Raw genomic sequence first — 12,130 nt, 5'->3', positions numbered from 1 at the left:
AAAAGCGCATGATAATTTACATTATCTCCTTTATTTCTCCACGTTTGACCTGGGCCTTACCGCTAAAGTTAGGCGGGCAATAAACAATAATGACGTGCAGCAAAACGAGGTCACATTTTAATGGCGAATTTTTTCATCGATCGCCCCATTTTTGCCTGGGTGCTTGCAATCCTGTTGTGTCTGACGGGTGTCCTGGCGATTACTTCCCTTCCTGTTGAGCAATACCCCGACCTCGCCCCTCCTAACGTGCGTATCACGGCGAACTACCCTGGCGCCTCGGCACAGACGCTGGAAAATACCGTCACGCAGGTTATCGAGCAGAACATGACGGGTCTTGATAACCTGATGTACATGTCCTCGCAGAGCAGCGCCACGGGCCAGGCGACGGTAACCCTGAGCTTTACGGCGGGCACGGATCCGGACGAAGCGGTGCAGCAGGTGCAAAACCAGCTGCAATCGGCCCTGCGTAAACTGCCTCAGGCGGTGCAGAACCAGGGGGTGACCGTGCGTAAGACCGGTGACACCAATATTTTGACCATCGCGTTTGTTTCAACCGATGGCTCGATGGATAAGCAGGACATCGCGGACTACGTCGCCAGTAATATTCAGGACCCGCTCAGCCGTATCAACGGCGTGGGTGATATCGACGCCTACGGCTCGCAGTATTCCATGCGTATCTGGCTGGATCCCAACAAGCTGAACAGCGTGCAGATGACCGCCAAAGATGTCACCGACGCCATCGAATCGCAGAACGCTCAGATTGCCGTGGGGCAGCTCGGTGGTACGCCGTCCGTGGATAACCAGGCGCTTAACGCCACCATCAACTCCCAGTCGCTGCTCCAGACGCCTGAACAGTTCCGCAATATCACTCTGCGCGTGAATCAGGATGGTTCCGAAGTGCGTCTGGGGGATGTCGCCACCGTGGAAATGGGGGCGGAAAAATATGACTACCTGAGTCGCTTTAACGGCAATGCCGCGTCCGGCCTGGGGGTGAAACTGGCCTCCGGCGCCAACGAAATGGCGACCGCGCAGCGGGTGTTAGAGCGTCTGGATGAGCTGTCGCATTACTTCCCGCACGGACTGGAGTACAAAGTCGCCTACGAAACCACCTCATTCGTAAAAGCCTCCATCGAAGATGTGGTGAAAACCCTGCTCGAAGCTATCGCGCTGGTGTTCCTCGTGATGTACCTGTTCCTGCAAAACTTCCGCGCCACGCTGATCCCCACCATTGCGGTGCCGGTGGTGTTGCTGGGAACCTTTGCGGTGCTGTATGCCTTCGGTTACAGCATCAACACCCTGACCATGTTTGCCATGGTGCTGGCCATCGGCCTGCTGGTGGATGATGCCATCGTGGTGGTGGAAAACGTCGAGCGCATCATGAGCGAGGAAGGGCTTTCGCCCCGCGAGGCCACGCGTAAATCGATGGGGCAAATTCAGGGTGCGCTGGTCGGTATCGCCATGGTGCTGTCGGCGGTATTTATCCCGATGGCGTTTTTTGGCGGCACTACGGGCGCGATTTATCGCCAGTTCTCGATCACCATCGTCTCTGCGATGGTACTCTCCGTACTGGTGGCGATGATCCTTACCCCTGCTCTGTGCTCGACGCTGCTCAAACCGCTGCATAAGGGCGAACACCACGGTCAAAAAGGCTTCTTCGGCTGGTTTAACCGCATGTTTAACCGAAATGCGGCGCGCTATGAAGCGGGCGTGGGTAAAGTACTGCACCGCAGCGTGCGCTGGATGGTGGTTTATGTCCTGCTGCTCGGCGGCATGGTCTTCTTATTCCTGCGGCTGCCAACCTCGTTCCTGCCGCTGGAAGATCGCGGCATGTTTATCACCTCCGTACAGTTACCGAGCGGCTCGACCCAGCAGCAGACCCTGAAAGTGGTGCAGAAGGTTGAGAACTACTTCCATACTCAGGAGAAGGATAACGTGGTCTCCGTCTTCTCCACCGTCGGCTCTGGCCCTGGTGGTAACGGGCAGAACGTGGCGCGTATGTTTGTGCGCCTGAGAGACTGGGACCAGCGCGACAGCGATAGCGGCTCCTCCTTTGCCATCATTGAACGTGCAACTAAAGCGTTCAACAAAATCAAGGAAGCGCGCGTTTTCGCCAGCAGCCCGCCCGCTATCAGTGGCCTGGGCAGCTCAGCCGGATTTGATATGGAGCTTCAGGATCACGCGGGTGCCGGGCATGACGCGTTGATGGCAGCTCGCGATAAACTGCTCGAGCTGGCCGGGAAAGAGCCGCAGCTTACCCGCGTTCGTCATAACGGTCTGGATGACAGCCCTCAGCTACAGGTGGATATCGACCAGCGTAAAGCGCAGGCGCTGGGCGTCTCCATCGACGACATTAACGACACCCTGCAAACGGCATGGGGCTCAAGCTACGTGAATGACTTTATGGATCGCGGTCGCGTGAAAAAGGTCTACGTTCAGTCTGCTGCCAAATACCGCATGCTGCCGGACGATATCAACCGCTGGTATGTGCGCAATAACACCGGCGGCATGGTGCCGTTCTCGGCGTTTGCGACGTCACGCTGGGAGACCGGTTCGCCGCGTCTGGAGCGTTACAACGGCTATTCGACGCTGGAGATTGTCGGTGAAGCCGCGCCTGGCGTCAGTACCGGTACCGCAATGGACATTATGGAAAAACTGGTTCAGCAGTTACCGACCGGCTTTGGCCTGGAGTGGACGGCGATGTCCTACCAGGAACGGCTTTCCGGCGCGCAGGCGCCTGCCCTGTATGCCCTGTCGCTGCTGGTGGTGTTCCTCTGCCTGGCGGCGCTGTATGAAAGCTGGTCAGTGCCGTTCTCGGTAATGCTGGTGGTGCCTCTCGGGGTCATCGGCGCGCTGCTGGCAACCTGGATGCGTGGCCTGGAAAACGATGTCTATTTCCAGGTCGGACTCCTCACCGTAATCGGATTGTCGGCGAAAAACGCCATTCTGATCGTCGAATTTGCCAATGAGATGAATGCCAAAGGTCACGAACTGATGGCCGCCACGCTGCACGCCTGTCGTCAGCGCCTGCGCCCGATCCTGATGACTTCTCTGGCGTTTGTGTTTGGCGTCCTGCCGATGGCCACCAGCTCCGGCGCAGGCTCCAGCAGCCAGCACGCGGTGGGAACGGGCGTTATGGGGGGAATGATTTCCGCGACGATTCTGGCTATCTATTTCGTACCGCTGTTCTTTGTGCTGATACGCCGTCGTTTCCCGCTGAAGGATAAGCCGGAATAACCCGTTGAAATAAAAAAAAGGCGGCTTTACAGGCCGCCTTTTTATTGTGTGATTCTTTCACACTATGGTTATTTTAGTTAATTAAGTGCTCTTGCATTTCTTACCGGAAATTCATTTACGAAGCATGCCTTCGATAAAATCTTTCCAGTTCCCCAGTTCATGTTCAATCATAACAACCTCTCTTATTATTATGTGCATTCTACGAAAACGTATCATCATTGTGAAGCCACTTTAACCGATTGCTGTGATTGAGCCTCGCTGTGCAGGTAGGTTTAGGATCACTATGAGCGTTGACGGGTAAATTTTATGTGACCTGCAGCAATATTTTGAAATAGTCAGAAAAATGACAGCATTTTTAATTTCCCCCTGAGTTTATTGGCAATTTATACAGAGTGGACAACTATGCTTAAAAGATGGAACACTATTCAGCGTACAGCTGTTCGTTGAATTATGGAGAATTGTAAATCACGAAAAATTCCGAATATGTTATATTCCACTTAAGGATATATCTTCGAAAATATTGAACATTTAATCCACACAAGAACAAAAGGATTCACTATGGTTGTGATGTACGGCATTAAGAATTGCGATACGATTAAAAAAGCCCGCCGCTGGCTGGAAGCACACAACATCGACTATCGCTTCCATGATTACCGTGCCGACGGGCTTGACCCCGCGTTTCTCCATTCCGCCATCAATGAACTGGGCTGGGAAGCGCTGCTGAACACCCGCGGGACCACCTGGCGAAAACTGGATGAATCTCTCCGGGCCACGATCAACAACGCCGACAGCGCAGCCTAACTGATGCTTGAAATGCCGGCAATCATCAAACGCCCATTGCTCTGCAAGCCAGGTCAGCCTATGCTGCTGGGTTTCAGTGAAACCCTTTATTCAGATTTATTCGTTGAGGTGTAGTCTATGTCATGCCCGGTCATTGAGCTGACTCAGCAGCTTATTCGCCGTCCTTCCCTTAGCCCGGACGACGCAGGTTGTCAGGCATTAATGATTGAGCGCCTGCGTGCCATCGGTTTTACCGTCGAGCACATGGATTTTGGCGATACGCAGAACTTCTGGGCATGGCGCGGTCAGGGGGAGACGCTGGCGTTTGCCGGACATACCGACGTAGTTCCCGCAGGCGACGCAGACCGCTGGATCAACCCGCCTTTTGAGCCAACCATCCGCGACGGCATGCTTTTCGGACGAGGCGCTGCGGATATGAAAGGTTCCCTGGCTGCGATGGTCGTGGCGGCAGAGCGTTTCGTCGCCCAGCATCCGAACCATAAAAACCGTCTTGCGTTTTTGATTACCTCCGATGAAGAAGCCAGCGCCCACAACGGCACCGTGAAGGTCGTTGAGGCGCTGATGGCGCGCAATGAACGTCTGGACTACTGTCTGGTGGGCGAACCGTCCAGCACCGAAGTGGTGGGCGATGTGGTGAAAAATGGCCGCCGTGGATCCCTGACCTGCAATTTGACTATTCATGGCGTGCAGGGCCACGTTGCCTATCCGCACCTGGCGGATAACCCGGTACACCGCGCCGCGCCGATGCTGAACGAACTGGTGGGCATTGAATGGGATAAAGGCAACGAATTTTTCCCGCCAACCAGCATGCAGATAGCCAACATCAAGGCCGGCACTGGCAGCAACAACGTCATTCCCGGCGATCTCTTCGTCCAGTTTAACTTCCGCTTCAGCACCGAACTGACCGACGAGATGATCAAAGCACGCGTGATTGCGCTGCTCGAAAAATACCAGCTGCGCTATACCCTCGACTGGTGGCTGTCTGGCCAGCCGTTCCTGACGCAGCGCGGTAAACTGGTGGATGCGGTAGTGAACGCCATCGCGCACTATAATGAGATTAAGCCACAGCTGCTGACAACGGGCGGCACGTCTGACGGACGCTTTATCGCCCGCATGGGCGCACAGGTTGTCGAACTGGGTCCGGTTAACGCGACGATTCACAAAATCAATGAATGCGTGAACGCTGCCGATTTACAACTGCTGGCCCGCATGTATCAACGTATTATGGAGCAGCTCGTCGCCTGACGGGTGCTTAAAGAGGATTAGCGAATGGACTGGCTTTCAAAGTACTGGTGGATTCTGGTGTTGGTGTTTCTGGTAGGCGTGCTGCTTAACGTGATTAAAGATCTCAAGCGCGTTGACCACAAAAAGTTCCTTGCCAACAAACCGGATCTTCCGCCGCACCGTGATTTTAACGACAAGTGGGACGATGAAGACGACTGGCCGAAGAAGGACCAGAAGAAGTAATCGCTCTGTTTTCCCTCTCCCTAAGGAGAGGGGAAACCTCACATAAACTCGACGATATCATCGTCATTCGGCTTACCGCCGCTGAGCGCTTCATCAAAGTAGTGCTTCGGTACGGTATAACGCAGATGATCGAGCGCGAACTGCATGCTGCGATCGTCAATGGCATGCCCCAGATCGTCCACGATATCCAGCGTCACATCCCCGCCCTCGCGCATCAGCGTATCCTGGGCCGCAACCGCATGCGAAAGCTCAATTACCCGGTCTTCACCCCCATGAATGAGATGGATCGTGGTCTGCGTGGTCGCGCTTTGCGGTAACGTCGCAAAACGCCCGTTGAAGGCAATCACGCGGGACACCAGTCCGGGCTGCGCTTTTACGCTTTCCAGCGACATGATTGAGCCCTGAGAGAAGCCAATCAGCGCTGTTGCATTGGCACCTACGCCGCTCTGCTGCTGCCAGTAACGCACGGTATTGATAAAGGCTGGCATAACGGCATCAATACGTGCCTGACGATTTTCCTCCGTCACGCCCTCGACGGAAAACCACTGCCGCCCGTCCGGACCGCAGGGCTCCACGCCGCCGATACTGACGATCAGCGCGTGTGGGAAAACGGGTGCAAACCAGCTGCCAATCTGTCCCATATTGACGGCATTGTCGCCCACGCCATGAAACAGAAGCAGTAGCTGTTTAGCAGGTGTATCCGGGCTTTGCACAACAAAATGGTCATGTTTCATGGCGATCTCCTTAATTGATAAGCAGGATTTTACGCCTCTGCGGGGTAATGACCATGCCACTTTACTGAAGAAGTCATTGAAAAAATTGCCATTGCAAAATGTCGGCTTTCAGCCGCTGGCTACGAGAGTAATCAAGCCTTTCAAGCGCGTGAGCGGTTTCCTCGCGTAGCTTCGCCAGCAACGCTTTGCGCCCGAAATCGTGCGTATTCCCTTCCATTTTCCCACGCAGCGCCGGGAGCGGCATATCCACGGCAAACAACAATCGCGTTAGCGCCGCAACCGAGGTTGAAAACGCCCGGTGCGCAAAGGCAAACCCCGCCAGCTCCAGCCAGTCGTCACTATTAAGGGTAGCTTCCCATGCATCCATCACCGGGATCTTTTCACCATTCCAGGCCGACAGGACGCGCATATCACGACATAAACGCTGATGCGCCTCTTCGCAGAGCTGATGCCCCGCCTCGCTCAGCGGCAGCAACGCCATCGCCGTATAGCACCCGCTGCTGGCCTCCCGGTGGCTGCCCATTCGCACCAGCACAAACCCGCACTGCCGCCAGAAACGCCACAGCTCGTCGGTATAGCCAAAGCTGACCGAGAGATAATCTTCTCCGCTGGCACTGCGGATCAGCCCCTGCCCGATGCCTTCCCGCTGGCGATGAGGATGAACCGCAATACGGCTGACGCGTCGGCCTTTCAGCGTCGCCGCGAGAGGCGAACCGCCGTGCGCCGCCAGCGACTGTGCCACCAGATTTCCCCGCGGCCGACGAAACCCCGCCCATACTGCGCGGCTAAGTTCAGGGGGTAATCCCCCCTCCTCCACCAGCCAGAGCGCGCCAGCGATCTCCGCGCCCGCATGAGCAACAGCAAAGTGCTGGCCGGGGGCGTCCATCATCCGGCGTAAATCGAGGGGGGACGTCCGGTAGTGCGCGGCACACAGCAGTTCATACACGCCTGCCCCGCGCGCCGGATCGCTCTCCCACACCCCGGGCTCCAGCGACGTTAAACTTACCTCCCCTGCCGGTTTGCGATCGATAAGCGCATCGTCGAACAGCAGCGCGTTCGCCACGATTCGCTCAAGAGGACATCCGGCAGCCCAGCGTACAGGAGTTGATAAGGTATATCGCCGCAGACCGCTGAACCGGGCGCAGAACTTCAGCAGGAATCCCCTGCCCGTGCCTTCATAACCCTGCACCGTAGTGGTCAACAACACGCGGGGAAAGCGCATCGTCAGTTTCTCGAGCAGCGGGCCGGGGATGGCGGCCGCCTCATCGACAATCAGCCAGTCAGCTTCTGTTGTGGAGGCCAGCAGCGCATCCGGGGCCATAAAGTGAAAATGTTCCCCGGCGAAACGCGCGATGACATCCGTCGCCCCTTTTGCCGGTGCGGTCACTACAGCACTACCCTGAATGCCGTTGAGCAACATGCCCGCCAGGGCGGACTTTCCTCGTCCGCGCGGGGCCGTCACGGCAGCCACGCCAGCAGACATGGTCAGAAGCGCATCGAGGATCGCAGCCTGCTCGCGCTGCGGTTCACCGCTGGCGGGCTGCCAGGCGGGTAAATCTGGCGCAACGGGAAGGCACAGAGGACGATGTTGATGCCAGACGATAGCATCTGAATCGGCGGCCAGCGTCCGGCAAAAATGGTAAACAAAGTGCGGGGTGGCGATCGGCTCAGCGCTGTCGCTCCAGCGTAGAGAATCCGCGTCGGGCCTGTTAGCCCAGACGGAGAACGGCGGCACCAGCAGCACCAGAAGGCTTCCGGCGCGCAGGGTCCCGCTGAGGGCGGCGAAGGCCGAGACGTCAAACCCGCGACGCGCGTCAAAAACGGCGTGCAGATATTCACGTCCCAGCAGGCCGCTGATGGCCTTAGAGGGGTTTTCCTCCAGCCACAGCCAGTCTCCTGGTAACGTATCGCGCAGGATGGTCGCCTGGCTCAACGTCCACGCTTCATCGCCGCTAAGCACCACCAGCCGGCGGTGCCCGGTACGCTGAAGCTGGTTAACCAGCTGTTCAACCCCCAACATCACATAGCTTTGCCGAAGGTATTACACTGCGACGGGTTGCCGCTGTCAAAGCCACGCTTAAACCAGCTGTAGCGCTGCTCTGAGGTGCCATGGGTAAAGCTGTCCGGCACAACGCGCCCCTGGCTTTGCTGCTGCAAGCGATCGTCACCAATCGCCTGTGCGGCATTCAGGGCCTCTTCCAGATCGCCTGTTTCCAGCACGCCCTGCTGCTGCATGCTGTGTCCCCAGACGCCAGCGAAGCAGTCGGCCTGAAGCTCCATGCGTACGGAGAGATGATTCACCTCCGCCTGAGACGCATTCTGCTGCATCTGACGCACTTTAGGTTCAATGCCGAGGAGCTTCTGCACATGGTGGCCGACTTCATGCGCGATCACGTAGCCCTGGGCAAAATCGCCGTCGGCGCCCAGCTTGCTTTTCATGTCGTCATAGAAGGAGAGATCGATATAGACGGTGCTGTCCGCCGGGCAGTAGAACGGCCCCATAACGGACTGCCCGGTGCCGCAGCCGGTGCGGGTTGCGCCCCGGTACATCACCAGTTTTGGCGGCTGATAAGTCCGCCCCATTTTCTCGAACTGCTGACCCCAGGTATCTTCGGTCGTCGCGAGAATAACGGAAGTAAATTTCGCCGCTTCATCTTCATTCGGGCTGATGGAGCGCTGAGAATACTGCTGCTGTTGCCCGGTTTCACCGGTCATCAAACCGGTCAGGTCGACACCGTAGTAGCCCGCTACCAGCACGACGACCAGCAGAATAATACCGCCCTTGCCGCTGGGTAACCGGAAACCTGGCCCGCCCATAGACGGACCACCGCCACCACTGCTGCGTCTGTCTTCTACGTTGTCACTTTCACGACGCCCTTGCCAGCGCATAAACACCTCGAACTATTCCATTTATAATAGCTATGATCGTAGGCGGTTAATGAAAGGATTACCATAGTAAACAAGGATAAGACGCCAAAGGATGCCAACATCCTTTGGCAAATGCGCAGTTTAGTCGAGCTTAACGCCTAAACGGTGAGCAACCGCTTCGTACGCTTCGACCACGCCACCCAGACTCTGGCGGAAACGGTCTTTGTCCATTTTATCCAGCGTCTCTTTGTCCCACAGGCGGCTGCCGTCAGGAGAGAACTCGTCGCCCAGCACCACTTCGCCTTTGTACAGACCGAACTCCAGCTTGAAGTCGACCAGGATCAGGCCCGCGTCATCAAACAGCTTTTTCAGCACGTCGTTGGCTTTGTAGGTCAGTTCCTGCATGCGCGCCAGGTTCTCTTTGCTGACCCAGCCGAAGGTTTCGCAGTAGGATTCGTTGACCATCGGGTCATGCATGGCGTCGTTTTTCAGGAACAGATCGAACAGCGGTGGATTCAGTTCGATACCCTCTTCAATGCCCAAACGCTTCACCAGGGAGCCTGCGGCACGGTTACGGATCACGCACTCAACCGGCACCATATCCAGTTTTTTTACCAGACATTCCGTATCGGACAACAACGCTTCCATCTGAGTCGGGATACCGGCTTCGGCCAGTTTGGTCATAATGAAGTGGTTGAACTTGTTGTTCACCATGCCCTTACGATCGAACTGCTCAATGCGTGCGCCGTCTCCTGCTGACGTATCATTGCGGAATTCGAGCACCAACAGATCCGGGTTTTCCGTGCTGTATACGGTTTTCGCTTTGCCACGATACAACTCAGCTTGCTTCTGCATCTTCATTACTCCTGGTGTGATGATTTGTATTCAAAACTGGCCATATTATGCCACGCACACGTTTGCGTGGCACGAAAATAAAAAGGGCTGGATTAACCAGCCCTCACTATTATTTGCTGAATGCGGCCTGGAAGGCAGCGACCAGCGCATCGTTCTGCGCCTGGGTCAGCGTGTGTCCTTTCGGATCGATAAACTGCAGGCTGCTGCGGTTATCGAGGTCGCCGACCTGGATTTTGTAGTCACCGGAAGGCAACTGTGGATCGCTTGCCCCCAGCTCCTGCCAGGCACTTTCAGACAGCGGCTTATAGGTCGCTGTGATGCTGCCCGTTGAACGGGTGCTGTCGGTCACCTTCATGCCCACTTTTTCCAGCGTGGCTGGCAGACGCTGCCAGGTCTGGTTAAACGGCGCACGCACCACCAGCATTGGCAGGCCGGTATCGTCTGCACCGCTCTGCACGTCAAACGTTGAGCCGTTACGGTTCTGCGCGGCGTTTGCGGCATCAGCAGCGTTCTTATCCAGACCCGCTGCAATCACGTTCAGCATTTCGGTACTGTAGCGCTGCATGGCGGACGGATCGGCAACCGGTTTACCTGCCTGCTCAAGATTCAACAGCTTAACGGTAACCGCCTGCTGATAACCCTGCGGCTTAACGGAGACTTGATAACGACCACGATACTGCTGGTCTTCATCGAGACGGTTCCACTCAATCCAGTCGGTGGTTAAGGTCTGGCTGGCGTCGTCGCGTTTATCAATCGTATAGTTTTTCGACTGAATGACGCTCACAACCTGCGGCCACAGCGTGGTACCGCGTGCGCTTTCCACCAGCAGAGAAGCTGTATCACCGGTGAACTGCGTGCGCGCGCCACTCACCAGCGCCAGAGGCTGAGCTGGCGGACGAATATCGAGCGCTTTACCCACCAGGCCGCTGCCGTTGGTAACCGGAATATTATAATCACCGTTCTGGATCGGCAGGATCATGCCGGCAGGCGCGTGAAGTTCAGCAAGCGGCGGCGCATCCAGATAGGATTCATCACCGCTCACCTGGCGCTTGTAGCGCGAGTCTGAACTACAGGCAGCGAGGAGCATAACAAGCGAAACACCCGCAACCTTGGCCAGGCGCGACTTCTGTACTGAATAAGCCATCAAATCTCCCTAAACTTTACAGCAAACCGGCATGCTTCAGCGCGCCAGCGACAATTTCACGACCATGGTCGGTAATCGGTGTCATTGGCAGACGCAGCGTGTCGGTTGCTACAAGCCCCAACTCCTTACATGCCCATTTCACTGGGATCGGATTGGGTTCGACAAATAATTTATTATGCAACGGCATCAGACGCTGATTAATCACGCGAGCTTCATCAAAGTGACCGGCTGCGGCCAGTTTGCACATGTCAGCCATATCACGCGCCGCCACGTTCGCCGTCACGGAAATAACGCCGTTACCACCGAGCTGCATAAAGTCCAGTGCGGTCGCATCATCACCGCTCAACAGGATAAAGTCGTCTGAAACCAGCTCTTTGATCTGATGAACGCGGCTTAAGTTCCCTGTCGCCTCTTTAATCCCGATAATATTTTTTACTTTCGAGAGACGGCCAACGGTTTCCGGCAGCATATCGCAACCGGTACGGGACGGCACATTATACAGAATTTGTGGCAAGTCAGTATGTTCAGCGATGGCTTTGAAATGCTGGAACAAACCTTCCTGAGTTGGGCGGTTGTAGTAAGGGGTCACCGTCAGACAGCCAACAATGCCGCTGTCGTTAAAACGCTGAGTCAGGCTAATGGCCTCTGCCGTTGCGTTTGCGCCCGTACCCGCGATGACCGGAATACGCCCGTCCGCCAGTTCCAGGGTCAGCATCACAACGTCGCCGTGCTCTTCGTGGCTCAGCGTGGCGGATTCACCGGTAGTCCCTACCGAAACGATCGCCGAGGTTCCATTGGCGACATGGTAATCAATGAGCTTCTTCATGCTTGACCGGCAGACATTACCTTTTTCATCCATCGGTGTAACAAGCGCGACAATACTTCCCGTGAACATGAGCCATCCTCTGTGCGAACAAGAGCCTCAATGTTACGTTTGGAACTGTAATAAAAGCAAGCGACCTGAGGCTCTCAGGCGGTTGTATGCATGTTTTTTTTATGCTTTCCTTAGGAAGACTTAACCACGCAA

At 55.9% G+C, this 12,130-nt stretch carries 10 protein-coding genes and 1 pseudogene; 4 read left to right on the top strand and 7 right to left on the bottom strand.

Annotated elements, in window-relative coordinates:
* Positions 1-120: 120 nt before the first annotated feature.
* Complete coding sequence (gene acrD / locus L350_RS21465) at positions 121-3,234, top strand: multidrug efflux RND transporter permease AcrD (RefSeq protein ID WP_032623805.1); 3,114 nt, start codon at positions 121-123, stop codon at positions 3,232-3,234.
* Between the two features lie 111 nt (positions 3,235-3,345).
* On the opposite strand, the gene ypfM is transcribed toward acrD, so the two are convergent.
* Complete coding sequence (gene ypfM, locus L350_RS24100; protein WP_100181659.1) at positions 3,346-3,405, bottom strand: protein YpfM; 60 nt, start codon at positions 3,403-3,405, stop codon at positions 3,346-3,348.
* A gap of 387 nt (positions 3,406-3,792) precedes the next feature.
* Between ypfM and L350_RS0122065 the strand changes: the two are divergent.
* From L350_RS0122065 to L350_RS21475, 3 genes and pseudogenes are all read left to right on the top strand, one after another.
* Positions 3,793-4,149 (top strand): annotated as a pseudogene (locus L350_RS0122065) (ArsC family reductase).
* 3 nt (positions 4,150-4,152) lie between these two features.
* A complete protein-coding gene (gene dapE, locus L350_RS21470; RefSeq protein ID WP_017383496.1) occupies positions 4,153-5,280 on the top strand; it encodes a succinyl-diaminopimelate desuccinylase in 1,128 nt (375 codons plus the stop codon).
* A gap of 24 nt (positions 5,281-5,304) precedes the next feature.
* The gene (locus L350_RS21475) at positions 5,305-5,502 is read left to right on the top strand and encodes a YpfN family protein (protein ID WP_000383991.1); all 198 of its coding nucleotides are present in this window, start codon (positions 5,305-5,307) and stop codon (positions 5,500-5,502) included.
* A gap of 38 nt (positions 5,503-5,540) precedes the next feature.
* Here L350_RS21475 and ypfH read toward each other — a convergent pair whose 3' ends face one another.
* From ypfH to dapA, 6 genes are all read right to left on the bottom strand, one after another.
* Entirely contained in the window at positions 5,541-6,236 is a 696-nt protein-coding gene (gene ypfH, locus L350_RS21480) for an esterase (RefSeq protein WP_022648968.1), read from the bottom strand.
* Between the two features lie 73 nt (positions 6,237-6,309).
* Entirely contained in the window at positions 6,310-8,256 is a 1,947-nt protein-coding gene (locus L350_RS21485) for a tRNA(Met) cytidine acetyltransferase TmcA (protein WP_032623804.1), read from the bottom strand.
* Positions 8,256-9,125 carry a KPN_02809 family neutral zinc metallopeptidase gene (locus L350_RS21490; protein ID WP_022648970.1) on the bottom strand — a complete coding sequence of 290 codons (870 nt, stop codon included), beginning with the start codon at positions 9,123-9,125 and terminating at the stop codon, positions 8,256-8,258. Before L350_RS21490 ends, L350_RS21485 begins: the two co-directional genes overlap by 1 nt.
* Positions 9,126-9,245: 120 nt before the next feature.
* The gene (purC, locus tag L350_RS21495) at positions 9,246-9,959 is read right to left on the bottom strand and encodes a phosphoribosylaminoimidazolesuccinocarboxamide synthase (protein ID WP_001171626.1); all 714 of its coding nucleotides are present in this window, start codon (positions 9,957-9,959) and stop codon (positions 9,246-9,248) included.
* Between the two features lie 109 nt (positions 9,960-10,068).
* Complete coding sequence (gene bamC, locus L350_RS21500) at positions 10,069-11,103, bottom strand: outer membrane protein assembly factor BamC (protein WP_022648971.1); 1,035 nt, start codon at positions 11,101-11,103, stop codon at positions 10,069-10,071.
* 16 nt (positions 11,104-11,119) lie between these two features.
* Positions 11,120-11,998, bottom strand: a complete 879-nt coding sequence (gene dapA, locus L350_RS21505; RefSeq protein WP_003860542.1) for a 4-hydroxy-tetrahydrodipicolinate synthase — start codon at positions 11,996-11,998, stop codon at positions 11,120-11,122.
* Positions 11,999-12,130: the final 132 nt, after the last annotated feature.

Source organism: Enterobacter sp. MGH 4 (assembly GCF_000534735.1).
In the GTDB taxonomy this organism is placed as follows: domain Bacteria; phylum Pseudomonadota; class Gammaproteobacteria; order Enterobacterales; family Enterobacteriaceae; genus Enterobacter; species Enterobacter intestinihominis.
This window is presented reverse-complemented; position numbering and strand designations above follow the sequence as displayed.